Annotated in this window: 21 protein-coding genes and 1 pseudogene; 5 read left to right on the forward strand and 17 right to left on the reverse strand. The window is 53.4% G+C overall.

The window, feature by feature from the left end; genetic code table 11:
- Positions 1-115 precede the first annotated feature (115 nt).
- Positions 116-859, reverse strand: coding sequence for a phosphotransferase enzyme family protein (locus HOP44_RS05100; protein WP_172251085.1), 744 nt, complete (start codon positions 857-859; stop codon positions 116-118).
- A 78-nt stretch (positions 860-937) separates the two neighbouring features.
- On the opposite strand from HOP44_RS05100, the gene HOP44_RS05105 reads away from it, so the two are divergent.
- Positions 938-1,108, forward strand: coding sequence for a cupin domain-containing protein (locus tag HOP44_RS05105; RefSeq protein WP_172251087.1), 171 nt, complete (start codon positions 938-940; stop codon positions 1,106-1,108).
- Positions 1,109-1,360: 252 nt separating this feature from the next.
- Here HOP44_RS05105 and HOP44_RS05110 read toward each other — a convergent pair whose 3' ends face one another.
- From HOP44_RS05110 to HOP44_RS05145, 8 genes and pseudogenes are all read right to left on the reverse strand, one after another.
- Positions 1,361-1,930, reverse strand: coding sequence for a TetR/AcrR family transcriptional regulator (locus HOP44_RS05110; RefSeq protein WP_172251089.1), 570 nt, complete (start codon positions 1,928-1,930; stop codon positions 1,361-1,363).
- Positions 1,931-1,971: 41 nt separating this feature from the next.
- Entirely contained in the window at positions 1,972-2,154 is a 183-nt protein-coding gene (locus HOP44_RS23235) for an SMR family transporter (protein ID WP_366928258.1), read from the reverse strand.
- A gap of 106 nt (positions 2,155-2,260) precedes the next feature.
- Positions 2,261-2,593 (reverse strand): annotated as a pseudogene (locus tag HOP44_RS05120) (aldo/keto reductase); the annotation flags it as partial.
- Positions 2,594-2,854: 261 nt separating this feature from the next.
- A complete protein-coding gene (locus tag HOP44_RS05125) occupies positions 2,855-3,055 on the reverse strand; it encodes a cold-shock protein (protein WP_141449772.1) in 201 nt (66 codons plus the stop codon).
- A 266-nt stretch (positions 3,056-3,321) separates the two neighbouring features.
- A complete protein-coding gene (locus tag HOP44_RS05130; protein ID WP_246369574.1) occupies positions 3,322-3,882 on the reverse strand; it encodes a DUF4334 domain-containing protein in 561 nt (186 codons plus the stop codon).
- A 123-nt stretch (positions 3,883-4,005) separates the two neighbouring features.
- The gene (locus tag HOP44_RS05135; protein WP_172251091.1) at positions 4,006-5,055 is read right to left on the reverse strand and encodes an NADH:flavin oxidoreductase; all 1,050 of its coding nucleotides are present in this window, start codon (positions 5,053-5,055) and stop codon (positions 4,006-4,008) included.
- Between the two features lie 245 nt (positions 5,056-5,300).
- The gene (locus tag HOP44_RS05140) at positions 5,301-5,882 is read right to left on the reverse strand and encodes a TetR/AcrR family transcriptional regulator (RefSeq protein ID WP_172251093.1); all 582 of its coding nucleotides are present in this window, start codon (positions 5,880-5,882) and stop codon (positions 5,301-5,303) included.
- A 66-nt stretch (positions 5,883-5,948) separates the two neighbouring features.
- On the reverse strand, positions 5,949-6,314 hold the full coding sequence (locus tag HOP44_RS05145; RefSeq protein ID WP_172251095.1) for a hypothetical protein: 366 nt from the start codon (positions 6,312-6,314) through the stop codon (positions 5,949-5,951).
- 246 nt (positions 6,315-6,560) lie between these two features.
- On the opposite strand from HOP44_RS05145, the gene HOP44_RS05150 reads away from it, so the two are divergent.
- Positions 6,561-7,163 (forward strand): YitT family protein, encoded by a 603-nt coding sequence (locus HOP44_RS05150; protein WP_172251097.1) that lies wholly within the window; start codon positions 6,561-6,563, stop codon positions 7,161-7,163.
- Positions 7,164-7,384: 221 nt separating this feature from the next.
- On the opposite strand, the gene HOP44_RS05155 is transcribed toward HOP44_RS05150, so the two are convergent.
- Positions 7,385-8,269: a LysR family transcriptional regulator gene (locus HOP44_RS05155; protein WP_172251099.1), complete on the reverse strand. Its 885-nt coding sequence runs from the start codon at positions 8,267-8,269 to the stop codon at positions 7,385-7,387.
- A 123-nt stretch (positions 8,270-8,392) separates the two neighbouring features.
- On the opposite strand from HOP44_RS05155, the gene HOP44_RS05160 reads away from it, so the two are divergent.
- The gene (locus tag HOP44_RS05160; RefSeq protein ID WP_172251101.1) at positions 8,393-9,781 is read left to right on the forward strand and encodes an MFS transporter; all 1,389 of its coding nucleotides are present in this window, start codon (positions 8,393-8,395) and stop codon (positions 9,779-9,781) included.
- On the opposite strand, the gene HOP44_RS05165 is transcribed toward HOP44_RS05160, so the two are convergent.
- On the reverse strand, positions 9,720-10,757 hold the full coding sequence (locus HOP44_RS05165; protein ID WP_216667457.1) for an alpha/beta hydrolase: 1,038 nt from the start codon (positions 10,755-10,757) through the stop codon (positions 9,720-9,722). The two genes, HOP44_RS05160 and HOP44_RS05165, sit on opposite strands and share 62 nt — an antisense overlap.
- A gap of 373 nt (positions 10,758-11,130) precedes the next feature.
- Positions 11,131-11,496: an ArsR/SmtB family transcription factor gene (locus HOP44_RS05170; RefSeq protein ID WP_172251103.1), complete on the reverse strand. Its 366-nt coding sequence runs from the start codon at positions 11,494-11,496 to the stop codon at positions 11,131-11,133.
- A 120-nt stretch (positions 11,497-11,616) separates the two neighbouring features.
- Between HOP44_RS05170 and HOP44_RS05175 the strand changes: the two genes are divergently transcribed.
- Complete coding sequence (locus HOP44_RS05175) at positions 11,617-12,999, forward strand: MFS transporter (protein WP_343059767.1); 1,383 nt, start codon at positions 11,617-11,619, stop codon at positions 12,997-12,999.
- Between the two features lie 153 nt (positions 13,000-13,152).
- Here the strand turns inward: HOP44_RS05175 and HOP44_RS05180 are convergent, their stop codons facing one another.
- The 5 genes from HOP44_RS05180 to HOP44_RS05200 form a co-directional block, all read right to left on the reverse strand.
- Entirely contained in the window at positions 13,153-13,980 is an 828-nt protein-coding gene (locus HOP44_RS05180) for a hypothetical protein (RefSeq protein WP_172251105.1), read from the reverse strand.
- A 356-nt stretch (positions 13,981-14,336) separates the two neighbouring features.
- Complete coding sequence (locus HOP44_RS05185; protein ID WP_343059768.1) at positions 14,337-14,951, reverse strand: hypothetical protein; 615 nt, start codon at positions 14,949-14,951, stop codon at positions 14,337-14,339.
- 38 nt (positions 14,952-14,989) lie between these two features.
- Complete coding sequence (locus HOP44_RS05190; RefSeq protein ID WP_172251107.1) at positions 14,990-16,042, reverse strand: hypothetical protein; 1,053 nt, start codon at positions 16,040-16,042, stop codon at positions 14,990-14,992.
- A 102-nt stretch (positions 16,043-16,144) separates the two neighbouring features.
- Positions 16,145-16,546 (reverse strand): hypothetical protein, encoded by a 402-nt coding sequence (locus HOP44_RS05195; RefSeq protein WP_172251109.1) that lies wholly within the window; start codon positions 16,544-16,546, stop codon positions 16,145-16,147.
- Positions 16,547-16,589: 43 nt separating this feature from the next.
- A complete protein-coding gene (locus tag HOP44_RS05200) occupies positions 16,590-17,201 on the reverse strand; it encodes a TetR-like C-terminal domain-containing protein (protein ID WP_172251111.1) in 612 nt (203 codons plus the stop codon).
- Positions 17,202-17,389: 188 nt separating this feature from the next.
- Here HOP44_RS05200 and HOP44_RS05205 point away from each other — a divergent pair, with 188 nt between their 5' ends.
- A complete protein-coding gene (locus tag HOP44_RS05205) occupies positions 17,390-18,703 on the forward strand; it encodes an aldehyde dehydrogenase (RefSeq protein ID WP_246369575.1) in 1,314 nt (437 codons plus the stop codon).
- Positions 18,704-18,839: the final 136 nt, after the last annotated feature.

The raw sequence follows: 18,839 nt of genomic DNA on the forward strand, positions 1-18,839 counted from the left end.
CGATTGACCGGTCGGGTAATAATCAGATGGGTCAGGAACCAGATCGCGGCTCCCAACAGAATCAGGGAAACCACACTCACAAGCAGCGACATATTCCGGCTTTCGACATAGTCGACTAGGGTTTTGCAGCGGAAGCCAGCACGCGCACACGCCTTCGGTCGCTTCTATACATCTCCGCGTGCCGCAGAAATTCATCGTTCCCCGTCTCCTTCGCCCTGTTCTCCGTATAGCATGCAATCTCTTCCAACCGGGCCGCCAAGGTCGAGAACAGTTCGCTGCAATCAAACGGTTTGCCGTAAGCTTCAATCAGCCGGTCCAGACGCCGCAGACGTTCGTCGGCGGTGAATCCGCAGTCTTCCGCATCTCCGGCAAATGGGACAAGGCGGTACGCCAGATAAGCCAGATCCCGGATCCGAGGACCCGGCGAAGCCGTATCGAAGTCGAACAAACCGCTCACTTTGCCGTCGATAAACGTCATATTATAAGGAGCCGCGTCATTGTGGCAGATCACTTCGGCCGGCTGATGAATAGGCATCCCCCAGATCAGCGCCTCGTGGACAAGCGGCTCGCTGACATCGTGAATCCGCCGCATCAGTCTGCCCGCACCGCTTAGAATCTCCGGCGACCACAGCCAACCGGGCAGCGGATAGTTCCCGACCTCCCCGGGGAGAAAAGACAGTACCTCTCTTCCTTGTTCGTCGAACCCGATCGGCTCCGGCACCTCTTCGATCCCCGAAGCGCGCAGCAGATCCAGCAGACGGTGAACGGCAGGCGTCCACACGCCCGCCCGGCGATGCACCTCGTTTCCGATCCGGCTTACCGTATTGGAGTTTCCTCCACTCAACACTTCTTCTTGCATCTCAATCCCCTTCCCATATGTCGGAATCAAACAGGTTCTCGTATAATCGAAGAAAACATACCCTAAGGAGCTGAAGCGATGACACTGCCCGGAATGCAGGTGGAAAATATGCAGATGAACCTCTCGCTTGGCGGACTGCGGTTGAATGTGCTGTATATTCGCTCGGGCACTTTTTTTCAATCGATGCCTGCCCATACGCATAGCGGCAAAAGTTACGGGCTGCATTACATACCGGCTGGACGCGGCTAGGTAATCGCAGACGGTGTCCGGTATCCCCTTGCGCCCCGCCCCCTATATAGGACCGGTCCCGATATCGTGCACGAACAGATCCCCGATCCGGCGGACCCCATGTACGAAATACGAAGATCCGGACGTAATGTAACCTTTCTCGCCATTGCCGCTGACCATGCCTTTCCGCCACTCTCTCCCCGGATCGAGCAGGGGCAGCTCGGCATAGGCGACGGCATGATTGCCTCTGGCATAATTTGACGGTATTCTTGGTCAGTTCTGTTTAAAGCCGTGATAGAACGTACTCAGCAGCAGCTCCGCAGCGGAATTTCGCGCAATATTCCCGTCGGCCACCTGCTGCCAGGTCAAGAACAACAACGAGTACAGAACGTCGACGATCCAATTTTTGTTTGCGTCTTGGCGAAAATATCCTTTTTGCTGCAAAAATTCGATCGCATGAAGCAGAGGTTCTCTCAGCACTTGATCTTTCTTTTCGACCTCTTTGCTTCGGTTGACGCTGACTTCGTGGTCCAGGAAATAGATTTTGTCGCCCAACGGAATCAAAGCTTCGATCAGTTTGGGAATATAGGACTCGTAATTCATTTCATCCAGCTTGATCGGTTCAATCGTCTCGGCCACCACTTCGATCGCCCGAAAGCTCAAATGGACCATCAGCTGCTCCCGGCTCTCCACGTAACGATGCAGGGTCGCGATTCCGATCCCAGCGGCTTCCGCGATCTCGTTCATGGAGGCTCCCGGATTTTCGATCAGACAGGTTGTGGCTTCGTCCAGAATCGTATTTAAACGTGTCTGCTTAAATGAAGTCAGTTCTTTTTTGGTCATGCTGCACCTCTTCGTGAGCCGCGTATTTAATCGAAAATGACTCACTTGATAGTATAGCATATCAGCCAAATCAAGAGACCACCATCAAACCTATAATGCTCAACACGAGTCCCGCCACGAACGCCAACTTTTTCATATTTCTTGGATTCTTTGAATAGATAAATGCCCAGCAGTACACTGCCCGAAGCGCCTACGCCTGTCCAGATGCCGTATCCGATACTGATCGGAAAGCTTCAAAAAGATCACGCCTCCGACTTCAAAAACCGGCCAAAATTAAAAAATCCAACTCATATTCTATGCCCCGCTTCCTTGGATGGAGTCGGCACGATTGGTCCAGCCGTGCTTGTCCGCCGTATGCAGCGCTTTCTGGAACTGCCACGCGTACATGGCGGAAGCCCCGATATAGCGGGCTTTGCCGGATTTGACGACATCGTGCAGCGCCTCCATCGTTTCTTCGATCGGCGTATGGGGATCCCAGCGGTGAATGATATACAAGTCAACGTAATCCGTCCCCAGCCGGCCGAGAATTTCTTCGCTCGCGCCCATCAAATACACATTGGCCGTATCGAAAAAGGTGATGCCGAGTTTCAGCGCTCTGCGGATCTCCGGGCGGCTGTTCTCCTCGTCCAGAACCCAGGAGTGAACCCATTTTGGGGAATCTCCGCTTCCCGAAGAAGAATTTCGGCCGCCCCGGCGGGTCGGTTACGAGAGCCAGTCGCAGTTCAGCCGGGAATATTCATGGCTGCTCGGCGTATCGCCGCGTGCGGCAGGCGTATATCGGATCTACGGAAGGGAACGACTGGGTGCGGGAAAATAAAAAAAGCCGGATCAGCGCAGTATAACATGCGCCGATCCGGCTTTTAAGTGAGAGATGAAATGAAAAAACATCTTTAGCCTAGGCTAAAGATGTTTTTAAAAACGGAATTACAGTTTTACAACGTTTTCCGCTTGTGGTCCACGGCTGCCTTGAACAACGTTGAATTCTACGCGTTGTCCTTCGTCCAATGTTTTGAAACCTTCGTCTTGAATAGCGGAGAAGTGAACGAACACGTCGTTGCCGCCTTCGATTTCGATGAAGCCAAATCCTTTATCCGCGTTGAACCATTTAACTGTACCTGTTTGCATGTGAGGTACCTCCAAAAATTAAATTTTACATGACTTAGTTTATTCAGAAATAATCCGATAAAATTAAAAATCACATATTTCACAAGGTTATTACTCTAGCGAATCCTAACCCTCTGAAATAGGTGAGTTCCGATTGCGTTGTCATTTGCTATACCCTTACTATAACCTATCGTTTGCTTAAATGCAATCCTTGTACGGGGTTTTTTTATTTAATTATAAAAAGAAGCCAAACGCGGATGTCGCCGGCTTCTTTGGGCGCTGCCGAATTACGGGCGGAATCTCTTCCCTTTCATGCGTTCCAGCACGAAAAAATAGCTTTTGCCGCTGTCTATCGTCTTGATGTCCATGACCGCAAACAGCGTATCGGGGTCCACTTTTCGAAACATATCGATAATGTCTTTATGGTCGTAGACCATTGCCGCACTGACTTTGCCGCGATATTCGATCTGGCGCAGCCTTGCGGCACTCCTGCGCGTGCGAAGCATCGGACGCGCAAGCGCCATCGCCGGGCGGATCGGACTGCGTGGAATTTTGTCGAACGGCAGATTCATGGGAATCCACCGCGGGTTGACCGCATACAGTTCGCCGTTCTTTTTTTGAAAAACCAACGGATGGACATGTTCGGCGTTCTCGAACTGTTTGCCGTACCAGCCCGATACGGTCAGAAGGCCTTCGAGCGGATGTCCGGAAACGATCTCCGAACCTTTCCACAAATCCCACATGCCTTCAGAATCTATCGGTTCCAAGGTATCGAACAGCGCAAAAGCCTCTTCCTGGGAAGCGCCGGCCTCTCGCATCCGGTTCAATCTCTCTTTTCCCGTATTCAATATCCGTTCCTCCTCCGTGATCCGATGTACTGGGGCGCAGACGCTTCTTCCCCGCCATGCCCGATGTGGTTTGATCGTATCACGGAGCGGTGTCCCGTTCAATGAAGCGGAAGCGGGGAACAATCAGTTCAGTGTCCGCACAGCTTCCGGCGAGAATGCGACCAGTTCGTTCAAGCGTCCTTCTTCGACTTTGCTCGCCCAAGCCGGATCGGCCAGCAAAGCGCGGCCGATCGCGACCAGATCGAATTCGCCGCGATCCAGCCGTTCGAGCAGATCGTCGATGCCGCTTACGCCGGCGCCTTTGCCTTCGGAGAACAGGCTTGTGAATTCGCCGTCCAATCCGACGGAGCCGACCGTAATCGTCGGTTTGCCGCTCAGCTTCTTCGTCCATCCGGCCAGATTCAGATCGGAGCCTTCGAATTCCGGTTCCCAGAAGCGGCGCGTGGAGCAGTGGAAGATGTCGACGCCCGCTTCGCTCAGCGGTTTCAGGAAACGTTCCAGCTCTTCCGGCGTCTGGGCAAGCTTCGCTTTATAATCGCTGCCTTTCCACTGCGAGAAGCGGAAGACAATCGGGAAGTCGCTGCCGACCGCTTCCCGGCAGGCTTCGATCACTTCAACCGCAAAGCGGGTGCGTTTCACCAAGTCGCCGCCGTAACGGTCGGTACGGGTATTCGTTTGGGCCCAGAAAAATTGGTCGATCAGGTACTCGTGCGCACCGTGCAGCTCGATCCCGTCAAATCCGGCTTGCTTGGCGGCTGCAGCCGAAGCGGCGAACTGTCGAACCAGCTCCGCCACTTCCTGCTCCGTATAATCGTTCACCTGGCCGCGGGCGCCCATATGCCAGATTTGCGGAATGATTTTGCCGCCCGCCGCATGGACTTCGTCAACGGCGTGTTTCCAGCCGGCCAGTGCCGCTTCGCCGTACAGATGCGGAACGTTCTGCTGATTGGAAGCGTCCGGATGGTCGATAACCGTTCCTTCCGTGACGATGAGACCGACGCTGTTCTCCGCTCTATGGCGATAATACGCGGCTACGTTCGAACCCGGTACGCCTTCCGGCGAGAATTGGCGCGTCATCGGAGCCATAACGACCCGGTTGGACAACGATAAACTTCCGGCATCAAAAGGTTGGAACAAAGCTTGGACAGATCTTGCGGATTGCGGGTGGGTCATAACAATCGCCTCCTGAAAAGTGGGGTGGGGGTTAAGCCATACTTATTGACTGAATGGTCAATAAGTATTCAAAAAAAACGGCCGCTTCTAAGACATATACGCAAATGACAAATCGACTTCATCTTCGACGCCGGACCGCTGCATGTAAACCCAAAACGGGATCTGTGCGCCGAAGAAACTCGCTTATTCGAAAAAGTCGATGCGTTTGTGTACATGCCTTTGCGAAGAAACCGATTTTTCAAACGTCATACCTGCATTAACGCGACTGCCGTGCGCAGGACGCCGCCAATCTCTTCCCGGGAACTGCCGGACTTCTCCATCACCTTCGCTCCGCTGATCGCGTTGTTAAGGTGGATGGCCAACTCCCGGCTGCCCAGGCGCGCGGTAAAGATTCCCTGCTCCTGTCCGCTTCGGATCGTCTGTTCGACCAGCTGCTGCATCCGGCTGGACATCCACTCGATCTCCCGGTTGATGTCTTCGTCTTCGCCTCCGAATTCGAGTGCCGAGTTGATAATGAGGCATCCTCTGCTCACCGATTCCGCATCCGGGAACAAGGCCGCATCGCAGATCGCTTCCAACTGCCGCAGAGGCGAAGCCTCGGCGGCAATCCGTTCTTCCAGAAGTTCCAGCGTTTGTTCCCGGTACAGCTTCAGGGATTGAAGAAATAATTCTTTTTTGCTTTTGAATACGCCATATAAGCTCTGTTTTTTCACCTGGGTCGTGCGTGTCAGATCGTCGTAAGACGTTCCATGGTATCCTTTTTCCCGGAAAACCTCCATACACTGGTGAAGCGCCGCATCGGCATCAAATTGTCTTGGTCTGCTCATATCGACACTCTACCAGTAATTGACCGATTGGTCAAGTATACATGTAAAGTCTGAAACTTTTGCGTTTTAGGTTGCCGGAGTCTCGGACTCGGCCTTTTTGCTTTTCGCCGGAGCCTTCTTGGCGGCCGGTTTGCGGGCAGCGGGTTTTTTCGTTTTGGCGGCGGCCCGTTCTTCCTGGCGCTGCTGCTCTTCGAGCTCTACCCGTTCCTTTTTCGCAAGACGCTCCTGCTGCATGGCTTCGACGTCTTTGAGTACCCGCTTCTGGCTCTCGGGGTTCGACATGCTCAGGAATTTCTCGAAGGCTTCGGGATACATAAACTTTTTACTCTCGTCCGTACCGGGGAAATTGACCTCGATCCGGTTGTCTTCGTTCTGTACGATTCGTCCCTGTCCGTAAAGCGCGTGTTCGACCTCTTGACCGACCATTTCCATAATAAAATCTCTCCTTTTGTCTGTTCCTTTATTAATTGTAACACATGTCTGTCAAGTAGTTTCCTTTACCCGTCTGCGGCCGCTTTTAACCGTTCTTTTGCCGGTTGGCGTATGCCTTCCTTTAGCTTGCTAACAAGGCAGCCCATTATCTTGGTAGTCCAAGTTCTTGAGCCGAGCGGAAATCCCGTGTTTTAATGGGGGAATCGCAGAGAGCTGCACAGGAATAAGGGAAAGAAGGGGTTCGGGTTGAGAAAAGTAGGATGGGATTTATCGGTGATCGCGCTGGGAGCTTTCGCTTTTGCTCTGGGGATCAACCTCTTCGTTATTCCTCAAGGATTAGGGGAAGGCGGCGTGGTCGGCGTTACGATCATTTTGTATTATCTGCTCCAGTGGCCGCCGGGTTGGACAAGTCTGATCCTCAATACGGCGCTTCTTGCGATCGGGTACCGGCTGCTGCCGCGCAAGACCGTGGGTTATACGCTGGCCGCCGTCGCTTTTCACTCGTTGTTTTTGCATCTGACCGAAGGGTGGCCGCCGGTGGCGGAGGATCTGATGATCAATGCGCTGTTCGGCGGGGCCTTGATCGGACTGGGAATCGGACTGGTTATCCGGGCGGACGGAACGACGGCCGGAACCGTCATCCTCGCAAAATTGATGCACAAATTCTGGGGCTGGAAGATCAGTTACGCGCTGCTGCTGTGCGATGCGGTCGTGGCCGCCTCTTCGGTCTTCATCATCGGCGCGGAGAAGCTGCTGTTCACGGTCATCATGTTGGTGGCCGCCACCAAGATCATGGATCTGGTTACGACAGAAAACCGTACGCCGCAGTCGGTTCCGAAAATATCGTAAAACTTCCGGCTTTGCAGCGTTGATGACGATTCGGTGGTTGTTCGAACTTTGTGATTGAAATCACGATTCTCTGCGCCGGTTTTTCTATAATGAAAAAGAAGAGACTTTTACCCCAATCCGAGGAGTGAACGATCAATAGGCCCGCTACCGCCTGAAGCGGTAGCGGGCCTATTTGCAGAGTCTCGCAGGCGGCCTGCGGCCTTCTTCTGACCGGGCGCCGCTCAACGTTCCTCCGCCATCTTCTCGAAATGCTCCAGCACAACCGCACGAAACTGCTCTGCGGCTTGGGAATGGTAGCGTCCTTCTGTCCACAGCAGCGCAATTTCCCGAGACAAGTCCGCTTCTTCCAGACGGAGATAACACACCGATTCGTGCCTGCCGCGTGCCGTTTCGGGAAGGATCGCCAGACCGATTCCCGCTTCGACCAACGCGAGCAGCCGGGTCGGTTCGTCTCCTTCATAGACATAATCGAGCGACATTCCTTTGGAACGACAGACTTGATCCACCAGATCCCGCGTTCCGTAGCCTTTTTTGACGCCGACCAAAGATTCGCCCTGCAGCTGAACAAGTTCGATACTTGCGCGGTCGGCCAGACGATGGCTTTCGGGTACGGCCAGGATCAACGGATCCCGATGCACAATGCGGCAGCCGATCCCTACTCCCTGCACGGGAGGCGAAGACAGCGCAAAATCGACTTCGTTTCGCTGCAGCGATTCCTGCATTTCCCGCGTTGTCTGCATCTGCACATGGAACTTCGCGCCCGGTCTGCGCTTGCGGAATTCGCTCAGAATAGCCGGCAGCCGACTTCCGGCCGTGACGGCAAGCTTCACCGTCTCTTCCGCCCGATCGGACAAATCTTGAACTTCCCGCCGGCCCTGCTCCAGTTCGAACAACGCTTTTTCCGCTCGTCTCACGAATATCTTTCCGGACTCGTTCAAACGAAGACGGCGACCGGTACGGTCGAACAGCGGCACGCCGAGATCTTCTTCCAGACGCCGGATCGTTTTGCTCAGCGAAGACTGGGTAACATGCAGGGCATGCGCCGCTTCGGTCATATGTTCCAAGCGGGCTACGGTCATCAGGTACTGCAGCTGCAGCAGTTCCATTATTCATTCCTCCCCGTCCATGAAATCATAGCATAAAAGGCGTTGGAATACATGAACGATTCACGGTACGCTCTAATCAGATCGGTCGGGGGAAACCGGCTTGATCGGAAAGGGGCTATGAACATGAGTGCACGCAGTTGGGTGCTGCTGATTGCCGTAGGACTTGGCGTAATGCTGAATCCGCTGAATTCTTCGATGGTATCGGTAGCAATTCCGTCGATTCAGCAGACTTTCGGTCTTGATTTCACGACGGTCTCGTGGATTATTTTTGCTTTTTACTTGTCCAGTGCGGCTGCTCAGCCTATCATGGGCAAAATCAGCGATTGGGTAGGGCGGCGCCGGATTTTCCTGATCGGATTGGCCGTATCGGTTATCGCTTCGTTTGCGGCCGCCCTATCGCCGGACTTCGCTTGGCTGATCGGCCTGCGTATCCTGCAGTCGATCGGAACCAGCATGATGATTGCGGTCGGGATGGCCATCGTCCGCGTTCATATTACGGAGAAACAAGGCTCGGCTTTGGCGGTCTTGTCGGTCTTCCTGTCGGGAGCCGCCGCGATCGGACCTTTTGCCGGAGGGCTGTTGATCCATGTTTGGGATTGGCGGGCGGTCTTTATGGTAAACGTTCCTGTCGCCGGGGCCGCTCTTCTGCTCGCCTGGCGGGTGCTGCCCCAAGATGCGCCGCAGGCGAAACCGGATGCACATCCGCTGCGGCGGGCATGGATGAAACGGATCGATCCGTTCGGGATCCTGCTGTTTCTGTCCGGCTTGACGACGCTGATGCTGGGACTGCTGACGTCTGCGTCTTCCGGACGAATATACCCGGGCTCTGCCGGTTTGGGTCTGGCGGGTATCGGACTATTGGTTTTTCTGGTTCGGCACGAATGGCGGCACACGTCCCCTTTTATTCCGGTTCGGATTTTTGCCCGGTATCCGGAGCTTATTCGTGTGAACCTTGAATTTGTAGGCGTCAATATTTTGTTTTACTCGATCTTCTTCGGGCTGCCTTCCTATTTACAGCAGGTTAGGGGAGTGAACGAACTCCTTACGGGATGGCTGATGCTCAGCCTGGGTTTGTGTTCGCTGCTCGCCGCTCCTTTTGCCGGACGCTGGGTAGACCGTTTCGGTTCGCGCCCGGTGATTCGCGCTTCCGCTCTCCTAATGGCGCTCGGTTCTTTGGGCCTGCTTGGAATCGGGCCTTACTCTTCTTTGTTTGCTTTCATCCCGATTCTGGCTGCTTTCGGTCTCGCCAACGGATTGAACGGGGTTGCCATGCAGGCCGCCTTGTTCGAACATTCACCGGTAGAGATTGCGGGCGTGGCTTCCGGGCTGTTTAACACGTCCCGGTATCTGGGAACGATTCTGTCTTCGCTGCTGCTCGCTGTCCTCATGGGCGGTACCTTTACGCATGAAGGTCTGGGCCGGCTGGGATTTATTCTGCTGCTGCTCGCGATTACGCTCGCTTGGACGGGTAAGAGCGGGAACGGTCGAAAATCCCGTTTGCCCAATCCGTGAATTCTTTTTTCCAATAAGCGTATTTCTTGGGGCTTATCACTTTATCGATCAGCGTGGTTTGCTCGCAGTCTCCGAATCCGTGATCCGCGCCTTCGAGCACCACGACTTTGTGGTCAATCCCCCGTTGTTCGAGCGCATGTGTATAGTTTTTTACTCCCCGGGTACCGAGCAGATGATCTTTGTCCCCGTAGCAGAGAAACTGGGGAGGATCGCCTTCCCGTACATGCTGGGTCAGCGAATAATAGTTGAGCAGATTTGCCCGTTCATCGGGATCTTCCGCTTCTTCCCGGTGAAGCAGGGAGACGGCAATCGATGGGAGATCCGTACAGGAAATCAGCGGATAGATCAGCCCGGCCAGAGTTAGGCTGTCGTCGATCCGATCGATCGGATCTTCGCGGTAATCTTCGCAGACCATGGAAGACCCGCGCAGCAGGGTAACGAGCGCGCCTACCATATGTCCGCCTGCCGAAAAGCCGATCGCCCCGATCTTGCCGGGATCGATTCCGTACCGCTGGGCATGGTACCGGACGAAACGCACGGCGCGCTGCAAATCGAGGAAAGGCACCGGCGCTTTGTAAGGATTAAGCCGGTATTCCAATACAAACGCGGAAATGCCGGCTTCATTGAGCGATCTGGCAATGCCTTCGCCTTCGTGTTTGGAAGATTTGGCCATGTAGCCGCCGCCGGGTACGACGATGATGGCGCGATCGCTGCCCGGTTTCAGATAAGGCACCAGATAAGGCTGGTCGTCATAGGTCTCGGATCCTTCCCCGTGCCGAATCTCGGCCGCATAGGTCGCTTCGTGGATCCAATGCCGGCGTTTGCTGCTGTATTCGCTTTTTTTCATGACGGCAAGCGCTTTGAGGCCGGACAGCAGCAGGGACGGATGACGGTTCTTGAGTTCCAGTTCGTCGAATTTGCTGCCTCCGGTGTTGTAGGGAACTTTATCGCCCCAGATTGTGAGTTTAACTGCCATATTCTCGCCCTCTCTCTTGATCTCTATGCTGCGGAATCTGCGTTCGATTTTTTTTCGGTGTGTGTAAACGCCTTAACCGAGAGGATTGGGGTTGACTCATTCCCGGTAAACAAAATGATAAAGCCGGGGCCGCTGCTTCGACTATGCCGTTTTGGACGCGAACAGCCGCTATCTGATCGCAGTGTCGCTCAAGCGCATAAAAGGAGCACGCCTCCAAAGGGGAAGTTGATGATCGCCGCTTGTCAAAAAAACCGAAACCGCCTCTATCGGGCAGTTTCGGTTTTTTGATGTCGCGTTATGGCGGATCCATTTGATCGGGGTACGGACCGTTTATGTGTAACGTAGGCTATGATAACGCTTACGTTTGTCTATCCTATCCCTGCTGCGTTTCTTCGAGCGGGGGATCGGTGCGGAGGTTTGCTTCCTGTTGATCTTTGCGATACGCATTCATGACCGTATCAAGGAGTCCCGGGAATCGGGCGTTCAAGTCTTCGGTCCGCAGAGAAAGAAGACGCTGCGTTCCTTGTGCACGGGTATGGGTAATGCCGGCTTCCCGCAGGGCTCTGGCATGCTGGGACAAGGTCGATTTGGCAATCGGCACGTCAAAGCATTTGCAGGCCTGTTCTTCGCCGCTGTTATAGATTTGCGCGACCATATGCAGCCGAACGGGGTCGCTCAGTGCATAGAGTACAGACGGAAGCCGGATGTCTTTGCGGTCCGGATGATGAAGAAGTTTCATGCCTATCCCTCCTTACGGGCGTTCAATTGACGAATGAAGTTTCAATTGTACTTTACAGGATCGCCTGCTATACTTCAATTGTTCGTTTATGACCGAACTATAGAAAAAGGAGCAATCACCGTGAACCCACCCGCAAATCTTCCTGCCGACGGTCTATCCCAGGATTCGAATCATCCCGTTCTGGCCCGTGAAGGCCTAACCATCCTGATGTTCAGCATTGCCATTATTCTGGTTATCATGAATACGGCCATGTTCAATATGGCACTGCCCGATGTTACGGCGGACTTCGGTATTTCCGGCACATCGGCTTCCTGGATCGTAACCGGCTACTCGATTATGTTCGCGATCTCGTCGATTACGTTCAGCCGCTTGTCGGACTTCGTACCGCTGCGGAGACTGCTGATTACCGGATTGATCGCCCTGGGTCTTGCCGGCGTCGTCGGATTCTTCAGCCAGAGCTTCATCGTGCTGCTGCTGTGCCGGATCGTTCAGGCCGCAGGAGCGGGCGGAGCCGTCTCGCTGTCCATGGTGCTCTTCACCCGGTATATTCCGCTTAAGCGCCGGGGCGGCGCAATGGCTACCATTATGTCGGCCGTCTCGCTCGGACTCGGACTTGGCCCTGTGGTCGGCGGACTGATCGTCGAGAACCTCAGCTGGCATTGGCTGTTCGCGATTACGGCCGCGGTGCTGCTGTTGGTTCCGTTCTTCGCCTGGCTGCTGCCCAAAGAACTGCCTCAGCGCGGATCGTTCGATGCGCTTGGCGGCGTTCTGCTGGCTGTCGGAATCACCTGCCTGCTTCTGTTCCTGACCGGCCGCGCCTGGATCGTATTGACGATCGGACTGATCTCCCTTGTGCTGTTCGTGCTGCGGATCCGCAAGACACCGGATCCGTTCGTGCTGCCGTCGCTGTTTGCGAACCGCCGCTACATGCTGCTCGTTCTGGCCGGCATGACCGCTTATATCTGCAACTTCGCAACGCTGTTCCTGCTTCCGCAGATTCTGACCAAGAACTTCGAGTTCACGGCCGGTTATGCCGGATTGGTCATTTTCCCGGGTTCGCTGCTGGCCATCATTGCGTCCCGCAAAATCGGTCGGGTGATCGACCGCCACGGCAACCACGGCATTCTGCGTCTCGGTCCGGTCATGCTTCTGCTCTCGACCCTGCTGTTCGCGCTGTTTATCGGCCACTCCTGGGTTGCCGCCATGCTGACCTATATGATCTTGAGCCTGTCGTTCGCCGCACTGTCCAGCAGTCTGTCGAACGAACTGTCGCGCGTACTGCCGGAATCGTTCATCGGCTCCGGGATGGGCTTGTTCCAGCTGCTGCAGTTCTTCAGCGGAGCGTTCAGCGTCGCGATGGCCACAACCGCGCTGGAATGGCAGCATACGCTGCCGCTCGGAACCGCCTATGCCAATATCTATTGGGGATTGTCGGTCGCCGCATTCGTCGCGATCCTGTGTGCGTTGTGGTATCGCCGGCATTCGCGTCTGGCGGTGAGCTGAAGCTATTTGCGAGTTAGACCTTTTGCCCGATTTGCTTGAACGACAAAAAGCCAAAGTCTCCATGATGGAGACTTTGGCTTTTTTGCTGCGCGATTTCTGGCAGGGGTTTGTGATTGTACGCACGAGGTTTGAGTGTTGATAGAGAGGAAAGGATCAGAAAGAGAGTTTCGGGATTGGCGGGGCAAGCGGACAGAACGGCAGTGCCCGGCCTACAGGTTCCCCGTATACGTAGGTGTTGATCCAATCCACAAAGTCGTCGGGACCGTGCATATACCCCCATCCTTCGAATGTTCGTCTGCCGTTATGGAAGTGTTCCATATGCCAGCGAAACGGATGGATCCCTTTTTGCCCATACATCCAGTCGTAAAAGCGGGTTTGCAGCCATTCGATGCATAAGGCCGCGTCTTCCCTGAATTCGTAATAGGTATAGACGGAGTCGCTGTTGTCCATACTTACGATAAGCGTAGGCACATTTGCGAATTCGGGAGGTTCCTCGGCGTTCAGCGCCTGGCGCACCGGGTCGGGTTCCATTTCGAACGGCCGGGCGGAAGGAGCGGATCGCTCACTGTGCGCTTTATGCAGAATCCCGATGCCGACTTCCAGCACGCTCTTGGACGACGTATGGCGGCACAGATATCCGTAGAGCTTATCCCGTGTCCAAAAAGCTGTGAATCTAGCGTAGCGTTCAAGCATTCGTTCCGCCGATTCGTATAGGGGAAGCGGGTACGGAAGAGAATCATAGTGGCCTGTCACTTCGCTGTCGAACCTTTTTCCCATAGCGGTATCTCCAATTTGTCCGCAGGCATGAATCAGAATCAGCTGCGGCCTTGTAAAACGTTCCAGCCACTGCGCGAAATCGCGATACGCTTGGCGGGCCGCATCCCGACTGCCTTCATACGTCTGCGATTGATATAAATCCGCCCATGCCGTAACCTCCCTGAGTTCTCCCTGTATGTCCAACAATTTTCCGTATAGTGTCACGCCGCTTCCCCCATTCCAAGCCGAGATCGATTGGTTTCTATGTGAACGTAAACGTTCCGTCTGCCGTGTTTGTTACGGAATTCGCGTTCGCAAACGAATATAGCTCATGTGTTGATCGACAACTTCGGGATCGGCGGTATAACGAATGTCGAAGACGATATGAAAATGTTTCTGGAAGCTTAACGGTTAAGAAGCAGGTCCGAAATCGCAAGATAAAGGAATGCTGCAAAGATATCAAGTAAAAAAGCGCATTAAGGCGGGTTGGAATAGGATTTGAGTATTGGCAGTTTTTCTTTTTATTTTTTCTGTTTTTGAATTTGGTTTTATTATTGTGAATTTTTCATTACCTTAAATAATTATTTTATTGGATAGAAAAGTTCCAGCTGTTCCATCTTCCTCAGTTCTTCGTTCAACACGTGATTATGATCGGCTCCGACGATGCACAGCATTTTCTTGCCCGGATGCCGCTTGATCGCATTCTTGATCCGCTGCATCATAATGATATGCCTCCCCGTCCAACGAAACGCATGCGCTTCGGCATCCAGCCGCTCCAACCATTGATATTTAAGCCGCGTCGTTTCGTCAAAAGCTTCGCAGTTAAACGCGATCTCCCCTTTCCCTGCCGCTGCAAGCTGCTTCTCCCACCACTCGTCCGACTTCGCTTCAAGCTTGATACGGGCTTCCCCCGAGTAATGCCGCATATAGTCGAAATCGTTCCATACATCGAGTTCCACCCAGTCGATCGGCTCAAAGGCATACCCCTTTTCTTCGCACAGCGGGAAGATCAATTCATAATACTCGCTTGGCGGTTCTCCCCAATATCCCCGATCGAGCGAATTCTGCCTGTATTTGTCCCAACTCGCCGGCAGCACTTCCCCGCAGATTACGTCCGGATCGAAGTCGAGGATAAGGGCTTTGATCGTTTCAAGCGTGAGTCCGTGCTGAATACGCAGTTCTTCGTTATGGACCACGCCCAGGGGTGTTCTTAGCCTTTATGTATAGGGCTTATTTATATTTTAATTGTTTTTTCCGGCAGCTCTGCGTAGTAAGACATCAGTTCGACCACAATCGTCCCTTCAAACGTCCGGTCTACCGGACCAACCGAGTCTACTCGAGTTTTCAATCCATGGGGTCCAAATTCATGATCCGATGCAAAAAACAAAGACGTACTGCTCATACCGGACGAAGGTAACGGTTTGGCGTCCAAATAGGTTTGGGCATAAAAATTCAACTGAATATTATCTTCCGATTCGTATTGGACAAGTGCCAGGACCTGATCTTTCGAACAGACCGACTTGTTAACCTCCATACGCTGCTCCTTGAACCGCTGCCATTCTTCTGCCGTAAAGCCTTCCGAGGCCGGATTTTCGAATGTCTTTTGGGTTTCTTCCCATATATCGTAGCGTGTCCATGCGTTAACATAAAAGAAGCGTTTTTTTTGGCAAAAAGGATCGTGAAACGAATATTTGGTTTCGTTTTGCGAATCTCCGAATTCCACCACGATCGGATCGGTATGTACAGGAATCGCGCAAAATGTACGATCAAACTTTAAGGCAATATCCAGCTCTTGATCCAAGTCGAGATCCGGAAACGGTTCGGAACTTTCCTGCTCATAACAAGTCAAAGATAAACGCTCCAACTCCACTTCTTCAAAACCGGCGAGTTCCATTCCGTTTTCGATGAAATGCTGCAGCCGCATATAGAAGGTAGGGTTCTGTTCCATACCGTAAGTCGACTCCGACGAATGGAAAGTCATCGATTGGCCTTGAATAATCATCCGGGAGATAAATTCTTGTTGATTGTCAAGAACCGTATCTTCTCTCAGATGTCGCTGCATGAGTTCACGATTGGAAAAGGTTTCTTCGGATTCGTAAACGCTTTCTTCTTCGTCCGGGCCCGGCGAACGTTCCGGCAGTTTGCGCAGCGTCCACAGTTTATGGGTCTGCTGCTCCAAGGTGATGGAAATCAGCAGAACATCGGTATGGTTGATTTTAACCAGACGGTTGAGCAGGACTTCGCGGTCGGGGACCAGCATCGTATCTTTCAGTTCTTTTAGCTGCATAAGAACCTCCTTGGATAAATAAAATGACGCCGCACCCTCCCTCGCTGCTTCCTCAACAAGGCTGCGATACCGGAGAGGCGGCTTATTTTCTAAGTTTTCAGCTTAAAGCTTGATGGTTAGTTCCGGCAGCTCCAAGGAATAAGATAGCAGTTCGACAACAAAACTCCCGCTAAATGTTTTGTCTACCCAACCAATGGTCTCTACTCGGCGTTTTAATCCGTTGTGTCCCAACCCGCGTTCGGTTTTATAAAAAACGGAAAATCCTAAGCCGCCGGTCCAAGCCCGAGGTTGTGCATCCAAATAATCTTTCGCCAAAAAATGCAGCTGGATATTGTCTTCCGCTTCGTATTCGATAACAGCCAGATCTTCTCCTTTGGAACAAGCCGATTCAAGGCCTTCAAGATATTGTTCTTTGAACGTCTGCCAATCTTCTTCTGTAGAACTCTCAGGTTTAGGCTTTGCGAAGTTTTCTTCGACTTGTTTCCAAATATCATCCCGTGTCAATATCTGCTCGAATTCATTATTATGATTTTCATCTTTTTAGTTTCTAATGTGAATTTTTCACTGTTTGAATCGGCCCTTGAAGATTCAGCAGAATCATCTGCCGCGTCATCTCTTCCGGCGTCTGGCGCATGCCGTCGTTCAGCCAACCGTGGATTACACCGACATAGGCCGAGCCGATATAGCTGGCGATGACGTCTTTTTGTACCGGCAGGCGGCTTTCGTCAAGGTTCGCGAACTTTTCCTCGTAAAACCTTGCGAAATACCGCTTCATGTACTGCACGAAGTCCGTCATTGCTTTGCGTTCAAACATGACTTCGAAGAAGGTCTGATGCTTTTTCACATACGTAAATATTCGGCCGGCAATATACGCCTGCTGTTCGTCGATCGACAGATCGCCTAGCTGCGCCTCGCTTGCTTCGCCGAACAAATCGTCCAGAATATCGTCCGTCACGCTTTGGAGCAGATGGTCCTTCGTCTCGTAATGCAGATAAAATGTTTTGCGGTTCACGGTCGCGTGCTGCGTGATGTCGGCGATCGTGATTCGGTCGTACGGCTTTTCTTTCAGCAGCAGTAGGAACGCTTCCCGCAGCAGCTTTCTCGTGCGCACCACTCTCGGATCAAGCCGCCCGCTTTCTTTCTCGGCATTTGTTGGCATTCCGATTCCCTTCTTTATCCGTTTATTCGAATTCCTTTTCCTTATACCCCAATTTAGTCGAAAACGAGGCATAAGCCTCAACCGTGCAACTGATGGCTATTGTAGCACAATGGGTTACCGTCTATACTCTAACTATGAGTTGATAGCAATTTAATGTTTTAAAATATAAATGAACAGGAGACTTTCTTATGACACCATCGACTATGACCGCCCACGATCTCGTTTTGCGGCAGCGCCGCTTTTTCCGCACGGGTCAAACGAAAAGCGTCGCTTACCGCATCGAGGCGCTCAAGCGCCTGCGCCGGGGGATCGAAGAGTATCAGCCACGCATTTTGGCCGCGCTGCGCGCCGATCTGAACAAATCGGAAGCCGAAGGCTTCAGCTCGGAGATCCGTCTGGTCCTCGGCGAACTGGATTATACGCTTGCCAATCTGGAACAGTGGGCCGCTCCGCGTGTCGTCCCGACTTCGGAACAAATCGTCGGCGGCACCAGCACGATCCATCCCGAACCTTACGGCGTCACCCTTGTGATTGCCCCATGGAACTATCCGTTCCAGCTCGCTTTCTCCCCGCTGGTCGGAGCGATCTCCGCGGGCAACTGTGCGGTGCTCAAGCCGTCCGAGCTGACGCCGTCCGTCTCGAAAGTGAGCGCCGAGCTGATTCGCGACTGCTTCCCTGTCGAGTACATCGCCGCGATGGAAGGCGAAGTCGAGACAAGCACGGAGCTGCTGCACGAGCAATTCGACTATATCTTCTTCACCGGCAGTACGCCGGTCGGAAAAGTCGTCATGCGCGCCGCCGCCGAACATCTGACGCCGACCACGCTTGAACTGGGCGGCAAAAGCCCGGCGATCGTGCACAAAGACGCCAATTTGCAGCGCGCGGCCCAAAGCCTCGTTCGCGGCAAGTTCCTGAACGCGGGCCAGACGTGCGTTGCACCGGATTATCTGCTGGTACACGAAGACGTCCGGGAAGAACTGCTGCGCGGAATCAAGCTTGAGATCGCGGACAAATACGGCGAAGACGTGACGCAGAATCCGGACTTCCCGCATATCGTCAACGAACGCAATTTCGACCGGCTCAGCCTTTTCCTGACTGACGGCGAAGCGCTGATCGGCGGACGGACCGTGCGCGAGCAGCGCCTGATCGAACCTACGCTGCTGCACGGGATCGACTGGAACTCTCCGGTGATGCAGGAAGAAATCTTTGGTCCAATCCTGCCGGTGATGACCTATACCGACCTTGCTCCCGTGCTGGAGGAGATCGTCGACCGTCCGAAACCGCTTGCGCTGTACCTGTTCACCCGGGATCAAGACGTACAGGATCTCGTGCTGAATACGGTCTCCTTCGGCGGCGGCTGCGTGAACGAGACGCTGCTGCATATGAGTTCGCATGAGCTGCCTTTCGGCGGCGTCGGCGCAAGCGGCATGGGTTCGTATCACGGCCGCCAGAGCTTCGAGACGTTCTCGCACCACAAATCGATGCTCGTGCGCAGCGTGTAATCCCCGCTTCTTTTTTATCCCCGCCTCATTCCTCTTTCACGAAACGCGGTTCTTCGCCAAGCAGCGAAAGAACCGCGTTTTTTTGTACTTTTCTTTTGCCTTTTCCGCTTATCTTCCGCTTTATTTGCCGGGACCC

The sequence above is a fragment of the Saccharibacillus deserti genome (assembly GCF_013618475.1).
GTDB classification, from domain to species: Bacteria; Bacillota; Bacilli; order Paenibacillales; family Paenibacillaceae; genus Saccharibacillus; species Saccharibacillus deserti.